The 19930-nt window shown below is 72.1% G+C and carries 21 protein-coding genes and 1 tRNA gene; 12 read left to right on the forward strand and 10 right to left on the reverse strand.

Annotation, left to right across the window (positions count from 1 at the left end; genetic code table 11):
* Nucleotides 1-43 precede the first annotated feature (43 nt).
* Entirely contained in the window at nt 44-1066 is a 1023-nt protein-coding gene (locus G514_RS27090) for a mechanosensitive ion channel family protein (protein WP_084152146.1), read from the forward strand.
* A gap of 9 nt (nt 1067-1075) precedes the next feature.
* On the opposite strand, the gene G514_RS0115695 is transcribed toward G514_RS27090, so the two are convergent.
* Nucleotides 1076-1504, reverse strand: a complete 429-nt coding sequence (locus tag G514_RS0115695) for an OsmC family peroxiredoxin (protein WP_028652531.1) — start codon at nt 1502-1504, stop codon at nt 1076-1078.
* 43 nt (nt 1505-1547) lie between these two features.
* Here G514_RS0115695 and G514_RS0115700 point away from each other — a divergent pair, with 43 nt between their 5' ends.
* The 3 genes from G514_RS0115700 to G514_RS30395 all read left to right on the forward strand — a co-directional run bounded on the left by G514_RS0115700 (nt 1548) and on the right by G514_RS30395 (nt 3303).
* The gene (locus G514_RS0115700) at nt 1548-1955 is read left to right on the forward strand and encodes a globin (RefSeq protein WP_028652532.1); all 408 of its coding nucleotides are present in this window, start codon (nt 1548-1550) and stop codon (nt 1953-1955) included.
* A 203-nt stretch (nt 1956-2158) separates the two neighbouring features.
* The gene (locus G514_RS30390; RefSeq protein WP_157544857.1) at nt 2159-2758 is read left to right on the forward strand and encodes a hypothetical protein; all 600 of its coding nucleotides are present in this window, start codon (nt 2159-2161) and stop codon (nt 2756-2758) included.
* Nucleotides 2755-3303, forward strand: a complete 549-nt coding sequence (locus tag G514_RS30395) for an RNA polymerase sigma factor (protein WP_051247531.1) — start codon at nt 2755-2757, stop codon at nt 3301-3303. The genes G514_RS30390 and G514_RS30395 overlap by 4 nt, the downstream gene beginning before the upstream one ends.
* Nucleotides 3304-3334: 31 nt before the next feature.
* On the opposite strand, the gene G514_RS0115715 is transcribed toward G514_RS30395, so the two are convergent.
* Together G514_RS0115715 and G514_RS0115720 are read right to left on the reverse strand one after the other, a co-directional pair.
* Complete coding sequence (locus G514_RS0115715) at nt 3335-4198, reverse strand: acyl-CoA thioesterase (RefSeq protein WP_084152147.1); 864 nt, start codon at nt 4196-4198, stop codon at nt 3335-3337.
* An 83-nt stretch (nt 4199-4281) separates the two neighbouring features.
* The gene (locus tag G514_RS0115720) at nt 4282-4461 is read right to left on the reverse strand and encodes a hypothetical protein (protein WP_028652535.1); all 180 of its coding nucleotides are present in this window, start codon (nt 4459-4461) and stop codon (nt 4282-4284) included.
* A 93-nt stretch (nt 4462-4554) separates the two neighbouring features.
* On the opposite strand from G514_RS0115720, the gene G514_RS31160 reads away from it, so the two are divergent.
* The 4 genes from G514_RS31160 (at nt 4555) to G514_RS27110 (ending at nt 7759) form a co-directional block, all read left to right on the forward strand.
* Nucleotides 4555-5172, forward strand: a complete 618-nt coding sequence (locus tag G514_RS31160) for a TetR/AcrR family transcriptional regulator (protein WP_051247532.1) — start codon at nt 4555-4557, stop codon at nt 5170-5172.
* A gap of 46 nt (nt 5173-5218) precedes the next feature.
* Nucleotides 5219-6436: an acetyl-CoA C-acetyltransferase gene (locus G514_RS0115730; RefSeq protein ID WP_028652536.1), complete on the forward strand. Its 1218-nt coding sequence runs from the start codon at nt 5219-5221 to the stop codon at nt 6434-6436.
* A gap of 65 nt (nt 6437-6501) precedes the next feature.
* Nucleotides 6502-6987, forward strand: a complete 486-nt coding sequence (locus G514_RS27105) for a MarR family transcriptional regulator (RefSeq protein ID WP_036565026.1) — start codon at nt 6502-6504, stop codon at nt 6985-6987.
* A gap of 1 nt (nt 6988) precedes the next feature.
* Entirely contained in the window at nt 6989-7759 is a 771-nt protein-coding gene (locus G514_RS27110) for an O-methyltransferase (RefSeq protein ID WP_051247533.1), read from the forward strand.
* A 12-nt stretch (nt 7760-7771) separates the two neighbouring features.
* On the opposite strand, the gene ettA is transcribed toward G514_RS27110, so the two are convergent.
* The gene (gene ettA, locus G514_RS0115745; RefSeq protein ID WP_028652537.1) at nt 7772-9454 is read right to left on the reverse strand and encodes an energy-dependent translational throttle protein EttA; all 1683 of its coding nucleotides are present in this window, start codon (nt 9452-9454) and stop codon (nt 7772-7774) included.
* 160 nt (nt 9455-9614) lie between these two features.
* Here ettA and G514_RS27115 point away from each other — a divergent pair, with 160 nt between their 5' ends.
* Nucleotides 9615-10022, forward strand: a complete 408-nt coding sequence (locus G514_RS27115) for a single-stranded DNA-binding protein (RefSeq protein WP_051247534.1) — start codon at nt 9615-9617, stop codon at nt 10020-10022.
* Nucleotides 10023-10030: 8 nt separating this feature from the next.
* Here the strand turns inward: G514_RS27115 and G514_RS0115755 are convergent, their stop codons facing one another.
* The 3 genes from G514_RS0115755 to G514_RS0115765 all read right to left on the reverse strand — a co-directional run bounded on the left by G514_RS0115755 (nt 10031) and on the right by G514_RS0115765 (nt 14850).
* Nucleotides 10031-11701 carry a GTPase gene (locus G514_RS0115755; RefSeq protein WP_028652538.1) on the reverse strand — a complete coding sequence of 557 codons (1671 nt, stop codon included), beginning with the start codon at nt 11699-11701 and terminating at the stop codon, nt 10031-10033.
* A 246-nt stretch (nt 11702-11947) separates the two neighbouring features.
* Nucleotides 11948-13732 (reverse strand): dynamin family protein, encoded by a 1785-nt coding sequence (locus G514_RS0115760; RefSeq protein ID WP_245582235.1) that lies wholly within the window; start codon nt 13730-13732, stop codon nt 11948-11950.
* A complete protein-coding gene (locus G514_RS0115765; RefSeq protein WP_028652540.1) occupies nt 13729-14850 on the reverse strand; it encodes a PrsW family intramembrane metalloprotease in 1122 nt (373 codons plus the stop codon). Before G514_RS0115765 ends, G514_RS0115760 begins: the two co-directional genes overlap by 4 nt.
* A gap of 57 nt (nt 14851-14907) precedes the next feature.
* Here G514_RS0115765 and G514_RS0115770 point away from each other — a divergent pair, with 57 nt between their 5' ends.
* Nucleotides 14908-16335 carry an aminopeptidase P family protein gene (locus tag G514_RS0115770; RefSeq protein ID WP_051247712.1) on the forward strand — a complete coding sequence of 476 codons (1428 nt, stop codon included), beginning with the start codon at nt 14908-14910 and terminating at the stop codon, nt 16333-16335.
* 133 nt (nt 16336-16468) lie between these two features.
* A complete protein-coding gene (locus G514_RS27120; protein ID WP_157544864.1) occupies nt 16469-17737 on the forward strand; it encodes a lytic transglycosylase domain-containing protein in 1269 nt (422 codons plus the stop codon).
* On the opposite strand, the gene G514_RS29370 is transcribed toward G514_RS27120, so the two are convergent.
* On the reverse strand, nt 17671-18792 hold the full coding sequence (locus G514_RS29370; RefSeq protein ID WP_084152150.1) for a glycoside hydrolase family 6 protein: 1122 nt from the start codon (nt 18790-18792) through the stop codon (nt 17671-17673). The two genes, G514_RS27120 and G514_RS29370, sit on opposite strands and share 67 nt — an antisense overlap.
* 116 nt (nt 18793-18908) lie before the next feature.
* Here G514_RS29370 and G514_RS0115785 point away from each other — a divergent pair.
* A tRNA-Arg gene (locus G514_RS0115785) sits at nt 18909-18985 on the forward strand.
* 23 nt (nt 18986-19008) lie between these two features.
* On the opposite strand, the gene G514_RS27130 is transcribed toward G514_RS0115785, so the two are convergent.
* Both G514_RS27130 and G514_RS0115795 read right to left on the reverse strand, forming a co-directional pair.
* The gene (locus tag G514_RS27130; RefSeq protein ID WP_157544866.1) at nt 19009-19494 is read right to left on the reverse strand and encodes a hemerythrin domain-containing protein; all 486 of its coding nucleotides are present in this window, start codon (nt 19492-19494) and stop codon (nt 19009-19011) included.
* A 75-nt stretch (nt 19495-19569) separates the two neighbouring features.
* Nucleotides 19570-19902 (reverse strand): cupin domain-containing protein, encoded by a 333-nt coding sequence (locus G514_RS0115795; protein WP_028652543.1) that lies wholly within the window; start codon nt 19900-19902, stop codon nt 19570-19572.
* Between the last annotated feature and the right edge of the window lie 28 nt (nt 19903-19930).

Raw genomic sequence — 19930 nt, forward strand, 5'->3', positions numbered from 1 at the left:
GCCCCCACGATAGCCAGCCCGGGCGGTGTGAATACTGGGGGCCATGTTCCTGGGCAGCCCGTGCGAGGACGACGAGTCGCTGTGCAAGTGGGTCTACAAGGGCACCGACTCACGCGGGCTCGCCAACCTCACCGACTGGTTCATCGGGCTCCCGCTGGCCGTGGCCGGCCTGGCCGCCCTCGCCGTGCTGATCCGGTTCGTGCTGCACCGGCTCGTCGACCGCCTGGTCTCCCGGGCCGAGGGCGGCGTCCTGCCGGCCAAGGTCAGCTGGTTCTCGCGCCGCCGTCGTACGACGGAGATCACCCACACCCAGGAGCTGCGCGACCTCGCGGCGGCCACCCGCCGGGTGCAGCGCGCCAAGACCATGGGCGACCTGCTCAAGAGCGTGATCACCGGCGTCCTGGTCGCGATCTTCGGCACCATGATCCTGAGCCAGGTCGGGGTCGACATCGCGCCGATCATCGCCAGCGCCGGCATCATCGGCATCGCGCTGGGCTTCGGCGCCCAGTCGCTGGTGAAGGACTTCCTCTCCGGCGTCTTCATGATCTTCGAGGACCAGTTCGGCGTCGGCGACGTGGTCGACGTCGGCGAGGCCGCGGGCACGGTGGAGGCGGTGAGCCTGCGCGTCACCCGGCTGCGCGACCTCGACGGCACCGTCTGGTACGTCCCCAACGGCGAGATCCTGCGCGTCGGCAACAAGAGCCAGAACTGGTCGCGCGCGGTCGTCGACGTCGGCGTCGGCTACGACGAGGACCTCGCCCGCGCGCGGCGGGTGCTGTCCGAGGTGGCCCACGACCTGTGGGAGGACGACGACTACCGCAGCGTGATCATCGAGGAGCCTGAGGTGACCGGCGTCGAGGCGCTGGCGCCCGACGCCATCACGCTGCGGGTGCTGGTCAAGACCGCGCCGATGGAGCAGTGGGCGATCGCGCGCGAGCTGCGGCAGCGGATCAAGGCGCGGTTCGACCACGAGGGGATCGAGATCCCGTTCCCCCAGCGGGTGGTCTGGCACCGCGAGGGGCGGCCGCACGCTGGTGACGACGACGCTGAGGTCGCCGACGCCTGACGCGTGAGGTCAGGCGAGCGCCGCGTCGAGGGTGATCGACGGCACCGACGCGAGCGCCTGGCTCACCGGGCAGTTGGCCTTCGCGTCCTCGGCGGCGGCGACGAAGTCGTCGTTGCTCATGCCCTCGACGCTGCCCCGGACCCGCAGCCGGATCTCGGTGATGCCCGTGCCGGGCACGAAGTCGACCTCGGCGGAGGTGTCGAGGGAGGTCGGGGGCGTGCCGGCCTTCGCCAGCCCGTTGGACAGGGCCATCGAGAAGCACGCCGAGTGAGCGGCCGCGATCAGCTCCTCGGGGCTGGTCTTGCCGTTCGCCTCCTCGGCCCGCGAGGCCCAGGAGACGTCGTAGGTGCCGGAGCCGGAGCTCTCCAGGGTCACCTGGCCGGCGCCCTCGAAGAGGCTGCCTTCCCAATGGGTGGTCGCGTTGCGTGTGGTCGCCATGCCCGCGAGTCTTCCAGACGCACCCACCTTGCAGAATGGACGGGTGAGCACCTTCTACGACGAGATCGGCGGCTACGAGACCATCCGCCGCATCGTCGCCCGCTTCTACGCCGGGGTGTCCGACGACCCGGTGCTCCGGCCGCTGTACCCCGAGGAGGACCTCACCGCGGCCGAGGAGAGGTTCCGGCTGTTCCTGGTGCAGTACTGGGGCGGCCCCTCGACGTACTCCGACACCCGCGGGCACCCGCGGCTGCGGATGCGGCACGCGCCCTTCGCGGTGACCCCGACGGCCAAGGACCACTGGCTGACCCACTTCCGGGCCGCGCTGGACGAGGTCGTGGCAGACGGGACGCTGACCACCGAGCAGGAGACGAAGTTCTGGGACTACGTCACCCACGCGGCCCAGTTCATGGTCAACACCTTCGACGAGGCGCGCGGGACCCCGACCTAGACCATCCGGCTCACCTGGGACCGGCTGTAACGCTCGACCCGGCTCACGACATACGAGGGTGTGTGGCCCGCTCCCCACGAGCGGTCCTCGCCATTGGGGACCTCCGTCTCGACCCGAGATGGGGCGGAAGAGGTCGGCCCGGCGGTCGTGCCCCCCGCGCCACCGCCGGGCCGCCCTCTTGGACGACCAAGGAGGTGGGCTCGGTGCTTCCGGACCTGAGGATCGACGTACCCGAGCTCGAGCCGCCGGCAGTGCTGCTCGAGCAGCTCGCCCAGCTCTCGCGGCAGGGCGCGGCTTCCGCTCCACACGACGGTCCCGGCATCGTGAAGGCCTTCCTCGCGGCCGTCAGCGTGAGCGTGCTCGCCTCCGTCGCCTGGCTCACCGGCACGCTGCCGGGTGTCGCCTCGCCGTTCACCCGCGAGCCCGAGACGCGCCCGGCGCCCCAGCACGCCGCAGCCGAGCCGGGCACGCTGGCCCTCGCGGACGAGGACACCGAAGCCGACGCACCTCCGGCGGTGGCCGATGGCCACGCTGGGGCGCACCACGGCAAGGCCCAGCACGGCGGCCGGACCACGCCGCCCCAGGACAACGGCCACCACACCGGCCAGACCAAGCCCCACCAGAACAACGGCCACCACACCGGCCAGACCAAGCCCCACCAGAACAACGGCCACCACACCGGCCAGACCAAGCCCCACCAGAACAACGGCCACCACACCGGCCAGACCAAGCCCCATCAGGACAACGGGCACCACAGCGGCCAGACCAAGCCGCACGTCCACGGGAACGGCCACCGGTCGTGACGGACGACGCCGTCGTCGCCGCGGCCAAGCGCGGCGACCAGGACGCCTGGCGATCGCTCTACCGCGCCCACGCCGGCCGCCTGGTCGTGTGGCTGGAGACCCGCTCGGGGTCCGACAGCGCGGTCGCGGCCGAGGACGTCGCGGCCCAGACGTGGCTGACCGCCGCCGAGAAGGTGGCCGACTACACCGGCGGCGCCGAGGAGTTCGGAGCCTGGCTGTTCGGCATCGCGCGGCGGGTGGCCGCCAACTACCGTCGGCGCAGCGGCCGGCGGCGTACCGACCCGGTGGCCGATGCCCCCGGCGCCGAGGTCGACGGCCCCGACGCGACGGTCCCCGAACGCGCCTGGATCGCCGACCTCCTGGCGGGCCTCAGCCCCCGCGAGCGCGACGTCGTCGCCTGCATCGACGTGGTCGGGCTCAGCTCGGCCGACACGGCCCGCGCGCTCGGCATGACCCAGGTGGCGGTGCGGGTCGCGCGCCACCGGGCGCTGCGGCGGTTGCGCGCCGAGACGAGCACGACGCTGCTCGCTGCGACGATCGCCTGACGGTCGCCGTCCTGGTTGCGCCTGGTCACGCCTAGTCGCGCGGGTGGCTGGCCGCGACCAGCGCGTCGCGGACCTCGGCGTTCGGCTCGGTCGACCGTCCGCTGGCGAGGTCGAAGAAGACCACCACCACGCGGGCCCGCGCCAGCACCCGCCGCTCGTCGAGGATCTCCGACTCGACGGTCATCGAGCGCGTGCCGACCCGGGTGATCGCCGAGCGGCACTCGTAGGGCTCGGCCCGGAACAGCAGCGGCTGGAGGTAGTCGACGTCGGTCTGCGCGACGACCACGCTGAACTGCCGCAGAGGCACCAGCTCCGCGATCAGGGAGATGCGCGACTCCTGGAGGTACTCGAAGTACTTCACATTGTTGACGTGGCCGTAGACGTCGACGTCGGAGAACCGGACGTGGATCGGGTAGGTGCTGGTGGCCTGCTCGGGCAGGGCGGGCGTGCGCCGGCGCGGCCCCCGGTCGGGCTCGAGGTGCGGCTCCAGCGCCGCGCGCTCCTCCGCGGTGATCCGTCGCGGCCGCTCCTCCGCGAAGACGAACGGCGTCAGCACCGTCGTGGCGCGCAGGTAGACGACGCGGTCGCCGTCGGCCCCGTCGCCGGCGGGCGCGTCGTGGAAGACCTCGTAGGCCATCGTGAACGTCGCGGCCCTGATGTCGGTCACCCAGCACTCGATGGAGACCGGCTTGAAGTCGAAGGTCAGCGGCTTGAGGTAGGTGACCTCGTGGCGGACCACGACCAGGCCCTCAGCGAGCGCCCGCGGGCCGCGCCCGTGGGCGCGGAGCAGGTCGACGCGCGCCTCCTGGAGGTAGTCGACGTACACCACGTTGTTGACGTGCCCCAGCTGGTCGAGGTCGGCCCAGCGCATCGGGCACTCGTAGCGATGGCGCACGCCCCGACTCTGCCAGAGAGCGGGGCGCGCGCCGGGAGGGGCGCCAGTGGGCCGCCAGTGGGCCGCCAGGGGGCTCAGTGAGCTCAGTGAGCGAGGACGAGCCGGCGGTAGTACGACGGGATGCTCTCGTGGCGGGCCACGCGGGTGCGGTGGTGGCGGGCCGTCGACTGGGCGAGGACGGTGGCCGAGGCGATGCTGCCGACGAGGGCGAGCAGGGCGACGACCACGACGAACGGGAGGACCGCGGGGAGCGCGTAGGACATGATCGATCCTTTCTACTTCTGTAGAATTCTTCTACCGATGTAGAAAGTACGCTCCTCCCCGCCCGGTGGCAAGCCCTTGGGTAGATTCGAGAGGTGCCCTCCGTCACAGCCGCTCCGACACCGCAGGCCCTGAGCCCGCGGCGGCGCGAGCTGCTCGCAGCGGCGGTGCACGTCGTGGCCGATGAGGGCCTGCGCGGCCTGACCCACCGCGCCGTCGACCGACGCGCCGGCCTGCCCGAGGGCACCTGCTCGGCGTACTTCCGCACCCGGCAGGCGCTCCAGCTCGCGGTCACCGAGTACGTCGCCGCGACCCTGGCGGCCGACGTCGACGCGCTCGCGGCCGAGCTCGTCGGCTGCACCGGCGACGAGGCGCGCGCGGTGGCGCTCACCCTCGCGCTGTTCGAGCGGTGGCTCGACGAGCGCGAGCTGATCTCGGCAAAGCTCGACCTGTCGCTCGAGGCCCCGCGCAACCCGGCGGTCGCGGAGGCGCTGGTGGCCTCGCGTGCGCGGCTCGTCGGCGTGGTGCGCGGGCTCATGGCCCCGGTCGACCCGTCGACCGGCACCGACGACGGGCAGGCTCGCGCGGAGGCGCTCGTGGCGTCGTTCGACGGGCTGCTGGTCGCCGCGCTGCAGAAGCCGCAGCACGAGCGCCGCGCCTTCCTCTCCACCTCGCTCACGCTGGTCATGCACGCGCTCAACCCCGGAGGGTGACGGCGCCCACATCCCGGTGGAACCTGTTCTGATCTAGGGTCGGGACATGCCTGAAGCCGTGATCGTCTCCGCCGCCCGCTCCCCCATCGGCCGCGCCAACAAGGGCTCGCTCAAGGACCTGCGTCCCGACGACCTGACCGCGACGATCATCCAGGCCGCGCTCGCCAAGGTGCCCGAGCTCGACCCCACGACGATCGACGACCACTACCTGGGCTGCGGCCTCCCCGGCGGCGAGTCGGGCAACAACATGGCGCGCGTCGTCAACGTGCTGATGGGCCTCGACGAGGTGCCCGGCGCCACCATCACCCGCTACTGCTCGTCGTCCGTGCAGACCACCCGGATGGCCTTCCACGCGATCAAGGCCGGCGAGGGGCACGCCTTCATCTCGGCCGGCGTCGAGACCGTCTCGCGGTTCGCCAAGGGCACCTCCGACCACTGGCCCGACACCCAGAACCACCTCTTCGACGACGCCAAGGCGCGCACCGACGAGCAGGCGAAGGGCGGCCAGGACTGGCACGACCCGCGCGAGGACGACACCCTCCCCGACATCTACATCGCGATGGGCCAGACCGCGGAGAACGTCGCCAGGCTGCGCGGCCTCGACCGCAAGGAGCTCGACGAGTTCGGCGTGCGTTCGCAGAACCTCGCCGAGAAGGCCATCGCGGACGGCTTCTGGGAACGCGAGATCACCCCGGTCACCACTCCCGACGGCACGGTGGTGAGCAAGGACGACGGTCCGCGCGCGGGCGTGACCTACGAGGCGGTCTCGCAGCTCGACCCGGTCTTCCGCCCCGACGGCGTCGTCACCGCCGGCAACTGCTGCGCCCTCAACGACGGCGCCGCCGCGGTCATCGTCATGAGCGACACCCGCGCCGCCGAGCTCGGTCTCACGCCGCTGGCACGCATCGTCTCGACGGGCGTCAGCGGCCTCTCCCCCGAGATCATGGGCCTCGGTCCGGTCGAGGCGTCGAAGCGCGCGCTGGCCAACGCCGGCATGAGCATCGGCGACATCGACCTGGTCGAGATCAACGAGGCGTTCGCGGCGCAGGTCGTGCCGTCCTACCAGGACCTCGGCATCGACCTCGACCGGCTCAACGTCAACGGCGGTGCGATCGCCGTCGGGCACCCGTTCGGCATGACCGGCGCGCGGCTGCAGAACACGATGCTCAACTCGCTGGACTTCCACGACAAGACCACGGGGCTGATCACCATGTGCGTCGGCGGCGGCCAGGGCATGGCCGTGATCCTGGAGCGGATCTCCTGAAGGAGACCTACCCGTCCGGGTGACCGGCGCGACCTCGATCCGAGGACGTCATACACTCCCCTGTCGTGGGTGCAGAGCGGGTCGACTGGCTGGACGACGGACAGCAGCGGTCCTGGCGGGCCCTGGTCATGGGAACGACGCTCCTCTTCGACCGCCTCGACGACGACCTGCGCCGCCACCACGACATCTCGCTGGTCGAGTACGAGATCCTGGTCCGCCTCTCCGAGCGCGACGGCCAGATGCGGATGGCGGCCCTCGCGGACGCCCTCGCCCACAGCCGCAGCCGCGTCACCCACACCGTGACGCGGATGGAGAAGGTCGGTCTCGTGCAGCGCTCCAGCTCGCCCGAGGACGGCCGCGGGATCCTCGCCACGCTCACCGACAAGGGCCGCGACCTGCTGGAGCGCGCCGCGCCGACGCACGTGGCCGGCGTACGCGCCCACCTCGTCGATCTCGCCAGCGGGAGCGACTTCGCGGCCCTGGGGCGCGTCTTCGACGCGGTCTCTGACAACCTGATCTCCGCACATCCCGAGATGGAGATCCGGAGCTGACGTGACCCGCAACCCGCTCGAGCGCTACTTCGAGGCGCACCAGGGCCGGCAGATCCACAAATGGGTCCACTACTTCGACATCTACCACCGTCACTTCGAGAAGTACCGCGGACGGCCCGTCACCGTCGTCGAGTTCGGCGTCCAGTACGGCGGCTCGAGCCAGATGTGGCGCGAGTACTTCGGCCCCGACGCCAAGATCTACGGCGTCGACATCGACCCGCGCTGCAAGGCGTGGGAGGAGCCCGGCTTCCAGGTCTTCATCGGTGACCAGGGCGACCCCGAGTTCCTCAACCGCATCGCCGACGAGATCGGCCCGGTCGACGTCGTGATCGAGGACGGCGGCCACTTCCCGCTGCACCAGATCACGACCTTCGAGGTCTTCTACCCCCGCATCCGCCGCGGCGGCGTCTTCCTCATCGAGGACCTCCACACGAGCTACTGGAAGGACTACGGCGGCAAGCGCAACCAGCAGGGCACCTTCATGGAGTACGCCAAGGCGCTCACCGACCAGCTCAACGCCTGGCACAGCGAGGAGCCCGACTTCAAGCCGGACAGGTTCACCCGCACGACCGCCTCGATGCACTTCTACGACAGCATCGTCGTCTTCGAGAAGGACAAGGTCGTCAAGCCGCACCACGAGGTCCGCGGCACCGCCGAGTGGACCGACACCGCCGAGCCGTTCTCGCACAGCCTCGCCTCACGCGGCCTCTCGCTGCGCAAGCGCGCCCGGCGGAAGGCCGGCGCCGTACGCCGGCGGCTGCGCCGCTCCTAGGTCAGGCTCCCGTCAGTCGCGCGTGAGCCGCCGGTGCGTGACGCGGTGCGGACGGGCGGCCTCGATGCCGAGGCGCTCGACCTTGTTCTCCTCGTAGGACGCGAAGTTGCCCTCGAACCAGAACCACTTGGCGTCGTCCTGGTCGTCGCCCTCCCAGGCGAGGATGTGGGTGGCGATGCGGTCGAGGAACCACCGGTCGTGCGAGGTGACCACGGCGCAGCCCGGGAAGTCGAGGAGCGCGTCCTCGAGCGACTGCAACGTCTCGACGTCGAGGTCGTTGGTGGGCTCGTCGAGCAGCAGCAGGTTGCCGCCCATCTTCAGCGTGAGCGCGAGGTTGAGGCGGTTGCGCTCGCCGCCGGAGAGGACGCCGGCCTTCTTCTGCTGGTCGGGGCCCTTGAAGCCGAACGACGCGACGTACGCGCGCGAGTTCATCTCGAAGTTCGCGACCTTGATGAAGTCGAGCCCGTCCGAGACGACCTCCCACACGTTCTTCTGCGGGTCGATGCCGCCGCGGCTCTGGTCGACGTACGACAGCTTGACCGTCTGGCCGACGACGAGCTCGCCGGAGTCGGGCTTCTCCTCGCCGTTGATCATCTTGAACAGCGTGGTCTTGCCGACGCCGTTCGGCCCGATGACGCCGACGATGCCGGCGCGCGGCAGCGAGAACGACAGGTCGTGCATCAGCAGGCGGTCGCCGAAGCCCTTGGTGAGGCCCTTGGCCTCGAGCACGACGTCGCCGAGGCGCGGGCCAGCGGGGATGTTGATCTCGGAGGTGTCGATCTTGCGCATCCGGTCGGCCTCGGCCGCCATCTCCTCGTAGCGCGCGAGGCGGGACTTGCTCTTGGTCTGCCGGGCCTTGGCGTTGGAGCGCACCCACTCGAGCTCGCGCTCGAGCATCTTGGCGCGCTTGGCGTCCTTCTGGCCCTCGATCTTGAGCCGTTCCTTCTTGGTCTCGAGGTACGTCGAGTAGTTGCCCTCGTAGGGGTGGGTCTTGCCGCGGTCGAGCTCGAGGATCCACTCGGCGACGTTGTCGAGGAAGTACCGGTCGTGCGTGATCGCCAGCACCGCGCCCGGGTAACCCTTGAGGTGACCCTCCAGCCACTGCACCGACTCGGCGTCGAGGTGGTTGGTGGGCTCGTCGAGGAGCAGCAGGTCGGGCTGCTGGAGCAGCAGTTTGCACAGGGCGACGCGGCGGCGCTCGCCACCGGAGAGGTTGTCGACCAGGGCGTCGGACGGCGGACAGCGCAGGGCGTCCATCGCCTGCTCGAGGCGGCTGTCGAGGTCCCACACGTTGGCGGCGTCGAGCTCGCTCTGCAGCGCGCCCGCCTCGTCGTTGAGCTTGTCGAGGTCGGCGTCGGGGTCACCCATCGCCATGTAGAGCTCCTCGAGCCGGGCCATCTTGCCCTTCAGCTCGCCGACGGCCTCCTCGACGTTCTCGAGGACGGTCCTGCCCTCGGTCAGCGGCGGCTCCTGCTGGAGCATGCCGACGGTCGCGTCGGGGTCCTTGAGGGCGTCGCCGTTGTTGGCGTGCTCGAGCCCGGCCATGATCTTGAGCAGCGTCGACTTGCCGGTGCCGTTGGGCCCGACCACACCGATCTTCGCGCCGTGCAGGAACGAGAGGGTGACGTTGTCGAGCACGACCTTGTCACCGTGGGCCTTGCGCACGTTGCGCAGGGTGAACACGTATTCCGCCATGGTCTCCAACCTAGTTGCGAGCCACGAACCATCCACAATCGCGCGGTCGAGACGGGTTCTCCACAGGCGGTACGCCGGCCGGCGGCGGCTGTCGGAGGCCTCCCGGAGCGTCGGTCCTCCCAACCGGGAGCACGACACCGACAGATCAGGAGACCCATCGATGAACGAGACCTACGTGACCCTGCGCGGCTGGCTGGGCGGCGAGGTGCGCCACCGGCTGGCCGGCGAGACACCGGTCGCCGAGTTCCGGCTCGGCGTCACCGCGCGCTACTTCGACAAGCAGCGCTCCGACTGGGCCGACGGCGAGACGGCGTGGTACACCGTGAAGGCCTGGCGCCAGCTCGCCGACCACTGCCGCGACTCGCTGCGGCGGGCCGACCCCGTGATGGTCCACGGCCGGCTCAGCCAGCGCAGCTACGTCAAGGACGGCGTCGAGCGGACCGTGGTCGAGGTGACCGCGGTGAGCATCGGCCACGACCTCTCCCTCGGCACGAGCGCCTTCCGGCGCACCTCGGCGCGGCGCGAGGAGCCGAGGCGCGAGGAGGTGGCCGCCGGGGCGGCCGCGTGAGGAGGGCGCTACGACGCGAGCGCCTTGTCCAGGCCGGTGCGCACCGTCCTGAAGGCGTCGAGCTCGTGCTCGACCGGCGCGACGACCAGCTCCTGCGAGACCTCGTGCACCGCCGCCCGCAGCTTGCGGTCGGCCGAGGCGGCCCGCCGCCGCGCGGTGAGGTCGACCAGCAGCCGGCACACCAGCGCCAGCAGGATGCCCGCCACCACCCCGCCCACCAGCAGCATGATCGGGAGGTCGATGCCGCCATAGTCCGGCACCGAGTCGTCGCCGAGGCCGCCCGACGCGGCCAGCGCGACGGTCCAGCCGCCGCCCAGCAGGGCGGCGACGATCAGCAGCCACTGCAGCACCCGCACGGCGCCCGCCCACGCGGGGATCTTGGCGACGCCGAGGTCGGTGCCGGCGATGGCGGTGTCGAGCCGGTCGGCGAGGTCGCCGACGCGCGAGGTCGAGGCCCGCCGCACGGCGTCCGCCCACGGCCGGGTCATCCCGGCCGAGACGTCGTCGGCGAGCGCGCGCACCTCGGTGTCGACCTTGGCCCGCTGCACGGGCGTGGCCTCGGGGATCGACGTGCGCGCCCGCCCGGTGAGCTGCTTGCCCTCTGCCCCGAGGTCGAGGTGCAGGCGCCGGAGCGGGTCGGGCTTGAGCCGTGAGAGCCACGACACGACGGGCCACCCGGTCGCCTGTCCGGCGCGCAGCCGGGTGGAGCGCTCGATGGCGCCGACCACGGTGGGCACGCCCGCCGAGTCGGCGAGCGCCTCCTCCATGGCCTGCACCCGGCCGGCCGCCAGCGAGCGCGGCTTGCCGCTGCCGCACTCCTCGTTGAGGCGCGCGGCCACGGCCCGCAGGTCGGCCTCGATGCGCTGGCGGGTCGACTTCTTGTCGGCCACCCGGCGGGCGATCTCGGCGCGGAGCTCGGCGATGCCCTCGCCCTGGCGGGCGCTGGTCGCGATGACCGGCACGTCGTGCAGGCCGTCCTGGTCGAGCAGGCGCCGGACGTCGTCGAGCATGGCGGCGCGCCGGTCGGGGGGCACGGTGTCGATGTGGTTGAGCACGACGACCATCACGCCGGCGTGGCTCGCTTGGGGCGCTAGGTAGCGGTCGTGGATCGCCGCGTCGGCGTACTTCTGCGGGTCGAGCACCCACACCAGCAGGTCGGCCAGCTTCACGATCCGGTCGACCTCGAGGTGGTGCGAGACCTCGGTGGAGTCGTGGTCGGGGAGGTCGAGCAGCACCACCCCCTCCATCTCGCGGTCCTCGCGGCGACCCGTGAGCAGGCCCGAGCCGTCGAGCATGGAGTCGCGGGTGGTCTGGTGGCGCGGCGGGATGCCGAGCCAGTCGAGGAGCTCCTGGGCGCCCTCGCTCCCCCACACGCACGCCGTGGCCCACGAGGTGGTCGGGCGCCGCACGCCGACGGCCGAGAGCTCTAGACCGGTCAGCGCGTTGAACGTCGACGACTTGCCCGAGCCGGTGGCACCGGCGATCGCGACGACCGTGTGGTCGGCCGAGAGCCGGAGCCGGCCGGTCGCGCGCTCGACGACCTCCTCGGCGGCGTTCACGACCTCGTCGTCGAGCCGCCCGCGGGACGCCTCGGCGGCGTCGTGGAGTGCCTCGAGCCGGCCGCCGAGGTCAGAGCCGCGGGCGACGAGCCTGCGGGCACCCTCGAGCAAGGAGGTCATGATCTCCCTCGGCGTGGCTGGGTGGGCATCGTCTGGCAGTGCTGGCGGTCCGGCTGGGCGGCGCCAGTCGGACTGAGCCTAGTGGTCGCCGCTGGAAGTGCGTCGGGGGTGGCCCGTGCTCCGGGTGCGTGCATCGCAAGGCGCCGACGCGACGCTCTACTCGTACGCCCAGCTAGCGGCGGCAACGCCGCGAGGTGCATGCCCGGGGTGCGGGACACCCGGCGCACTTTCGGCGGCGACCACTAGTCACTGCTCAGGGCCGCGCTGTCCCGCGTACCTCGCGTCCTCCACCCGCCGTGATGCGCGCCTCAGCTGCTCGGGCGTCTCGGGGTCGAGGCCGAGACCGTCGAGCAGGTGCGTGTAGCGCGCCAGCTCGGCGCCGAAGAGCTCCTTGACCCGTGCCTCGAGCGAGGTCCGGGCGCGCTCGGCGAGGCTGCGCACCGCCTGGTCGCCGAAGACCGCCTCGAGCAGCTTCTGGCCGAGCACCGCGGAGCCGCCGGCGATGCCGACCTCGGCGCCGGTGAGGCCGTAGGAGTAGGAGAAGACGACGATCATCAGCGCCACCGACAGCCCGTTGACGCCGAACGCGAGGAAGCGCGCCGTCGTGCGCTTGTCCTGGCCCTGGGTGCGGACCATCGTCAGCACGTCCGACTGCCACTCGCGCACCGCGCGCTCGGCGTTGCGACGCAGCTCGCGGGAGGCCCGGCCGAGCTCGGCGCCGCTGTCGGCGAGCAGTCCCTGGCCCGAGGCGACCTGGCGCCAGGAGGCCTCGGCGCGCTCGGCCGCGGCCTCGGCGTGCTCGAGGATGAGCAGCTCGAGGCCCGACTCCATCGCCACGGTGACCCGCTCGGCCTGCTGGGGCTTGCCCTTGACCGTGTTGACCAACCGGTCGCGCCACCGGCCGACCCGGCTCTCGAGGCTCTTGAGAAGCTCGCCGGTGCCGACGAACTCCTGCCAGCGCGCCAGCACCTCGCCGCGCAGGAGGCTGCCGTCCTCGACGCCGGCGAGCACCTTGCGGATCCCCTCGTCGTACGCCGCCACGGCGTCCTCTCGGAGCCGGTCGGCGATGGCCACCTGCTCGGCCGCGGCGTCGGCCACCGGGTAGGTGCGCCGGGTCAGCGTGCGGACCGCGCCGTCGAGGGTCTGGATCACGACCTGCTGGCGCGCTCCGGCGTCGCCGGCCAGCGCCTCGAGCCACTCGCGGATCTCGCTGACGTGGTCGGCCGGCAGCAGCTCCTGGTCGCTCACCGGCCCCTCGTGGACCACGAAGAGCGGCGAGTCCTTGAGCCCCCGGCTCGCCAGCATCCGGGCGAGGTGGGTGGCGACGGTCTGCACGGCGTCCTCGGGGGTGCGGTCGAGGACGATCGCCACCGAGGTCGAGCGCTCCGCGGCCTGACGGAGGAACTCCCACGGCACCTGGTCGGCGTAGCGCGCGGCCGAGGTGACGAACAGCCACAGGTCGCCGGCGGCGAGCAGCTGGGCCGCGAGCTCGCGGTTCTCCTCGACCACGGAGTCGACGTCGGGCGCGTCGAGGATCGCGAGGCCTGGCGGCACCGACTCGGCCGGCACCAGCTGGAGCGCCGCGGGGTCGGTCGTCGGGTGGTCGACGCGCTCGAGGTCGGGCAGCAGCCGGTCGGCGCCGAACCACGAGGCGTCGTCGGGGTGGTGCACCAGCACGGGCGAGCGGGTGGTCGGCCGGAGCAGCCCGGGCTGGGTGACCTTGTGGCCCACGAGCGAGTTGACCAGCGTCGACTTGCCGGCGCCGGTCGAACCGCCGACGACGGCGAGCAGCGGCGCCTCGAGCGTGGTCACGCGCGGGATGACGTAGTCCTCGAGCTGGTCGACCATCTCGCTGAGACCGGCACGCTGCTCGGCGATGCCGGGCACCTCCAGCGGCAGCCGGACCTCCTGCAGCGCCTGGTGCAGCCGCACCAGCGCGGTGAGCATCACCGTGCCGTAGGAGCCCGCGCTCGGGGCACCGCCACCGTGGGCGATGCTGAACGGGTTGGTGGGGTCGGGGACGGTGGTCATCGAGTGGGGACCACCTGGCCGGGGAAGGCGATGCCGGGACGGATCGCGTTGATCCGGGCCAGGAAGTCCTGGCCGCGGACGGCGTAGTCGGCGGGCGCGGTGCCGTGCAGGTAGCGGTGGTGGAGGAAGCCGAGCTCGATGGCTGCCTGCTGGTAGTCGCGCATCGCGTCCTCCCCTGGCTTGCCAGCGGTCTGCTTCGCATATGCCCGGGCCGCGCGCCGCGCCCTCAGGTCCACCACCCAGCCGATGTCGGTGGCCGGGAAGAGTCCCCGTTGAGCGGCGTCACCGAGCGCTGCCGCCAGCATCCTCCGCTCGGAGCGGCGGGACCAGACCCCGAGCCAGGTCAATCCGGCGAACGCTGGGACCATGATCAGCACGTAGGCGCCGGCGAACCCCTCGAAGCCGAAGATCGTGGAGCCGTTCCACGTGGCGTGAGCAAGCACGGCGCAGCAGTACCCCGCTACGGGGGCGAGCCAGCGCAGGGCTGGCTTGCGGGTGCCGACGGCGATGCCGACGCCGATGCCGGTGAAGGCGGTGAACAGCGGGTGCGCGAAGGGGCTGAACAGGCAGCGGATGACGAACGTCGACGTCACCCCGACGAGCCCGCCGGGGCCCATCCCGTCGGTCCCGTTGTAGGAGGCGCCGAGGTAGAGGATGTTCTCGGTGAAGGCGAACCCGATGCCGACCATCCCGGCGTAGACGATGCCGTCGAGCACGCCGTCGAGCTCCGCCCGCCGCAACAGCAGGAGGAGCAGCAGGAACAGCCCCTTGCTGGCCTCCTCGGTGACCGGCGCGAGCACCGCCAGGCTGACGCTGTCGGTCACGCCCGCGAACAGGCCGCCGATGCCCTGCACGACCAGCGCGCCGAACGTGGCCGCGAACGCCCCCCAGAGCAGCCCGAGGAGCAGCAGGCTTCGCGGCTCGGGCTCGTAGCGGTCGAGCCACAGGTAGCACAGCACCAGCGGCACGACGGGGATCGCCGCCAGGCAGGTCGCGAGCACGGCGATGGCCGGGGCGCTGGAGAGCGCGATGACCAGCAGCATCGGGAGCGCACCGAGGCAGACCAGGACGGTCACCACGACGGTGAACGCCCGGCTGTCTCGACGCGGTGCGGCCATGGCGGGAGTGTAGGTGTCACGGGCTCCGGACCCGCCCTCCGGCGTAGAGTGGCGAGCGTGAGCGAGGACGACGCCAAGACCCCACGCGACCTGCACGTCGAGTCGCACGACCCCGCCGTCCCGGAGGCCTACAGCGCCTTCATGCGGACCGGGTGGGACGACCGCGAGATCGAGGTCCCCCGCCAGCCGGTGGCCGACCGCGCGGCCGAGCGCCGCGAGAAGCTGGCCGGGATGTTCCCCGGTGAGCGGCTGGTGCTGCCCGCGGGCACGTTCAAGGTCCGCGCCAACGACACCGACTACAAGTTCCGGCCCGACACCGCACACACCTACTTCTCCGGCAACCAGACGAGCGACGCGGTGCTGGTGATCGAGGCCGGTGAGGCGGTGCTCTACGCGCGCCCCCGCTCCGGCCGCGACACCGACGAGTTCTTCCGCGACCGCCAGTACGGCCAGCTCTGGGTCGGCCGGCGTCCCTCGCTCCGAGAGATCTCCGACGCCCTCGGCATCGAGTGCCGCCACATCGACCGGCTCCAGGACGCGCTGACCACCAACAGTGCGCCGAAGACCCGGGTGCTCCGCGGCATCTCGCCGTCCGTCGACCGGATGGTCGCCGCCGACGAGAGCCTCGACGCCGACCTCCAGCGCGTGGTCGGCGAGCTGCGCCTGATCAAGGACGACTGGGAGATCGCCGAGCTCCGCGAGGCGTGCGAGATCACGGCGCTCGGCTTCGAGGACGCCGTGCGCGAGTGGAAGCAGGTGCTCGAGTACGGCGAGCGCTGGATCGAGGGCACCTTCCAGCGCCGGGCCCGGGCGATGGGCAACGACGTCGGCTACGACTCGATCGTCGGCGGCGGCGCGCACGCGACCACGCTGCACTGGATCGACAACGACGGGCCGATCGAGCCCGGCAAGCTGGTCCTGCTCGACATGGGCGTCGAGGGCCGCAACCTCTACACCGCCGACGTGACCCGCACACTGCCGGTCGACGGCCGGTTCACCCCGCTCCAGCGCGACCTCTACGACCTGGTCTACAACGCCCAGCAGCAGGGCATCGAGGCGACCGTGCCCGGTGCGCCGTTCCTCGCGGCCCACAACGCCGCGATGAAGGTCCTCGCCCACGGCCTCGAGGACCTCGACCTCCTGCCGGTCTCGGCCGAGGAGGCGCTCGACCCGGACTCGAAGGTCTACGCGCGCTGGACGCTGCACGGCGTCAGCCACATGCTTGGCATGGACGTCCACGACTGCAACGGCACCTCGCCGGACATCTACCCCAAGGGCGACCTCGAGGTCGGCATGGTGCTGACCGTCGAGCCGGGGCTCTACTTCCAGGAGGACGACAAGCTCGTCCCCGAGGAGCTGCGCGGCATCGGCATCCGGATCGAGGACGACATCCTCGTCACCGCCGACGGCCCCGTGAACCTCTCCGACCACCTCCCCCGCACCTCGGCGGGCGTCGAGGAGTGGCTCCAGGCCAACCTGCCCTGACCCGTCAGGCCCGCGGCCCCTCGGCCCGGTCCACCCGGACCGTCGGACCGGGCCGTACGGCACTGGTCGGCGCGCCGCCGTCCGCGAATGCTCCTGGGAGCAGGGACGGGCGACGTCTCCGGAGGGGGATCACGTGGCGAGCAGGTGGCGGTTGGCCGGCGAGCTGGCGACGGTCGGCGTGCTCGCCGCGGCGACCACCGTCGCCCTGACAGGCACAGGGGGCGACGCGAGTCGCGGGCCCGTCGCCGCACTGCGCGGGGCGGAGGTGTCCTCGGCCCCGGTCGCGGCCGTTGGGGCGGCCGAGACGCTGCCCATGCCTCCCCTCCCGGTGCTGCGCTCCGCGACCGCGGCGTCGTCGGGGCGGTCGGTGCGGCACAGCGCGTGGCGGGCGGGCCTCCGCGAACCCGCGGTCCGCGGCGTCGCAGACATCCCGGCGCGGGCGCTCGAGGCCTACCAGCGCGCCGCCACCGTCATCGACCACGCCGACCGGACCTGTCACCTCGAGTGGCCGCTCCTCGCCGCGATCGCCAAGGTCGAGTCGGACCACGGCCGCTTCTCGGGGTCCGCTATCCGCCGTGACGGCCGCGTCCACCCGCTGATCCTCGGACCCCGTCTCACCGGCTCCGACCACACCCGCCGGATGCGTGACACCGACGCCGGCCGGCTCGACGGTGATCGACGCGTGGACCGGGCCTTGGGCCCGTTCCAGATCGTGCCGGCGACCTGGAGCCAGGTGCGCGTCGACGCGGACGGCGACGGTCGCCGCGACCCGCACGACCTCGACGACGCCGCGCTGGCCGCCTCCGTCTTCCTCTGCGCCGGCCGCGGGGACCTGGGCACGAGCACGGGTCAGCGCCTGGCCGTGTTCCGCTTCAACCCCGACGGCGGGTACGCGCGGCTCGTGCTGGCCGTGATGTCCGACTACGAGGAGGCGGCCGCGACCGAGCTCGTCGTCCTGGTCCGCACCGGCGTCGGTCGCGACCCGGTGGCGCCGATGGCGCCGACGGCGCACCCGACGACGACGTCGTCGACCGACGACGCGTCGTTCGTCGATGCCGGCTCTCCCGGCTGGACCGGGACCACCGTGAGCGGCACGCCCTCGGCACCGACCCCGACCCCGACCGCCGTGCCGACGACGACGCCCACCACGGAGCCCAGCCCGTCCGCCTCGGCGTCCACCACCCCGACCGACGCGCCCACCACCTCGGCTCCACCGACCGGCAGCGCGTCGCCCACGGCGTCCACCTCGACGACGGCGTCGCCCTCACCCACGGACGGCCGCGACCCGGTCCTGCCTCCTGAGGGTTGCGCAGGGTCCTCCGCTGGTCGAGGAGGTCAGTACGGCGAGGTGCGCGCCACCGCGAGTGCGCGCTTCAGGTCGAACGGGTCGGCCTGCATGTAGAGCCACGGCCGACCGATCCACAGGTAGCCGTCGACGTACGCCGCCGCGTTGGCCGCGTCGGTCGCCGAGAGGCCCCAGGCCGGGTTGGCGACGTCCGCGGTCGGCGGGATGCCGAGCGTGACGCACGCCGTCTGGCCCGCCGTCTTGCAGGTGGTGGCGTTGTCGAAGTTCGGCCCGTGGTAGTCGTAGCCGTTGAACGGCGCCCCGTTCGACGCGGTGTTCACGACGAAGTGCTTGTCGGCGTAGCCCGCCGCCGCCAGCGCCTGCACCACCGCGGTGCCGAAGGCGATCTCCGCGGAGGTCGAGGCGTAGTGCGTCGAGTTGAGGGCGAAGCCGCGCGCCGTGTCGATGCCGGCCGGGACCAGGATCCTGAGCGCCTTCGCGGGGTCGTTGCGAAGCCAGTCGGAGGCGCCGGCATCGATGTAGACGCTGACGTTCGGCAGCGCGCTGAACACGTGCGAGGCGTAGCCGATGAGCTGCGACGGCAGCTGCGAGCCACCCGGCGCGCAGAGTGCGAACGGTCCGTCCGGCTGGAGCACCAGCGCGACGTGCGCCGAGCCGATGCCGGCCGCGAACCTGTCGATCCATCGCTTGTAGTCGCGCTGCTCCCTGGCCCGGGGCAGGCGGCGGCACGCCTCGTCCTCCCACGGCTTGAGCCGGAAGACGGTCATCTGCACGAGCGCCTCAGGGTCGCCCGCCTGGGCGATCGCGATGTGCTTCCGGACGGTCGCGGTGACCTTGTTGGTCGGGATCCACTGGCCGTACCACTTGGCCTTGGGCGCGAGCGCGATCTTCGCGAGCAGCTGCTTCTTCCGCCCCTTCGCGCGCTGGTAGGGAGTCCACGCCTGGTCGCCCGAGCCCTTGTAGACGCCCCAGGTGCGGTTGGCGAGCGGGTTGGTCTCCGCCGGCGTCCGGGGCGACTCGACCACGGCGCGCGCGGCCGGCGCCGGCGTACCGATCGCCGACGGAGTCACCGCCACAGCGAGCCCGCAGGCGAGCATCGCCGCGGTTGCGACGGACAGCGCGGCGGTACGCCGCGAGGCTTGCGTCCTCATGACACCAGCGCACCATCCGCACCACTGGCCCCGCCGAGCTTCGGTCCAGATTCGTCCTTTCGGACACTCTCCGGCGAAGTCGCTGCGCCGGAGGGGGTAGGTCACAATGTCCGCATGCCCTCGTAGCTCAGCTGGATAGAGCAACGGCCTTCTAATCCGTTTGGCGCAGGTTCGAGTCCTGCCGGGGGCGCCACCCAGGTCGCCCGCAGCGAGCGATCAGGCGTGCTGGTGGTCGTGGTCGTGTGGATGACCGTGGTGGTGCGCCCGCGCGTGCGCGGCGGTCACCGTGTCCCAGCCCGTGGCGTTGAGCGTGACGACCGCGACCGGGAAGATGCCGAGGTTCTCCTTGTCGATGTGCAGCGACAGCTCGTCCAGCAGCGCGGTCACCCGCTCCTCCAGGTCCGCGTCGTCGAGGCCCAGCTCGGAGAGCGCCTCGTCGAAGTCGAGGTGCTCGCCCTCGAGCTCCTCGACGGCCTCGACGAACTCGCCCTGGTCACGCAGGGCGCGGAAGACCCCGCCCTCCTCGCGACGCACGTGCTCGTCGAGCTGACCGGCCAGCACGGCGAGCGCCTGCCAGGCGCCGCAGCGGTCGCCGGCCGCCAGCGCGCGGCGGATGGTCCCGGACAGGTCGAGGAGGTCGAAGTGCTCGTCCATCAGCTCGGCGATGGGCTCCACGCCCCGGCAGCCGCAGTGCTCGCACACACCACGAGTCTCGTCCGCCCTCGGAGCAGGCAGCAGGGACCTTGGTCCCGAGCCGAGCGGCCGAAGGGACCGACGTCAGGCCCGGGTCGCGACGGTGAGCAGCACCACGGCGTCGGTGAGGGCGGCGAGGTCGTGGCGGTGCGGTGGGATGACCACGTGGTCGCCCTCGGCGCCCTCCCAGGTGTCGTCGCCGGCGCTGAGCCGGACCCGCCCCGACATCACCAGCAGCGTCGCCTCCCCCGGCGACTCGTGCTCGCCGAGCGAACGACCCTCGGCGAGCGCGATCAGCGTTTGGCGCAGGTCGTGCTCGTGCCCGCCGTGGACCGTGACCGCGGCGCGGCCGCTGCTGGCGGCTCGCGCCTTGTCCAGCTGCTCCTCACCGGCTCGGGTGAGCGACGTGGCTTCCATGCGGGGCTCCCATCGGGTGAGGCGTGAG

The organism is Nocardioides halotolerans DSM 19273 (assembly GCF_000422805.1).
GTDB classification, from domain to species: domain Bacteria; phylum Actinomycetota; class Actinomycetes; order Propionibacteriales; family Nocardioidaceae; genus Nocardioides; species Nocardioides halotolerans.

Excerpts from the sequence above, each read along its gene's own strand:
- G514_RS0115730 (WP_028652536.1), top strand. The coding sequence starts at position 5,219 with ATGCCTGAAGCCGTGATCGTCTCCGCCGCCCGCTCCCCCATCGGCCGC.
- G514_RS0115765 (WP_028652540.1), bottom strand. The coding sequence starts at position 14,850 with ATGGCCGCACCGCGTCGAGACAGCCGGGCGTTCACCGTCGTGGTGACC.
- G514_RS0115760 (WP_245582235.1), bottom strand. The coding sequence starts at position 13,732 with ATGACCACCGTCCCCGACCCCACCAACCCGTTCAGCATCGCCCACGGT.
- ettA (WP_028652537.1), bottom strand. The coding sequence starts at position 9,454 with ATGGCGGAATACGTGTTCACCCTGCGCAACGTGCGCAAGGCCCACGGT.
- G514_RS0115795 (WP_028652543.1), bottom strand. The coding sequence starts at position 19,902 with ATGGAAGCCACGTCGCTCACCCGAGCCGGTGAGGAGCAGCTGGACAAG.
- G514_RS27115 (WP_051247534.1), top strand. The coding sequence starts at position 9,615 with ATGAACGAGACCTACGTGACCCTGCGCGGCTGGCTGGGCGGCGAGGTG.
- G514_RS0115695 (WP_028652531.1), bottom strand. The coding sequence starts at position 1,504 with ATGGCGACCACACGCAACGCGACCACCCATTGGGAAGGCAGCCTCTTC.
- G514_RS0115755 (WP_028652538.1), bottom strand. The coding sequence starts at position 11,701 with ATGACCTCCTTGCTCGAGGGTGCCCGCAGGCTCGTCGCCCGCGGCTCT.
- G514_RS27090 (WP_084152146.1), top strand. The coding sequence starts at position 44 with ATGTTCCTGGGCAGCCCGTGCGAGGACGACGAGTCGCTGTGCAAGTGG.
- G514_RS29370 (WP_084152150.1), bottom strand. The coding sequence starts at position 18,792 with ATGAGGACGCAAGCCTCGCGGCGTACCGCCGCGCTGTCCGTCGCAACC.
- G514_RS0115720 (WP_028652535.1), bottom strand. The coding sequence starts at position 4,461 with ATGTCCTACGCGCTCCCCGCGGTCCTCCCGTTCGTCGTGGTCGTCGCC.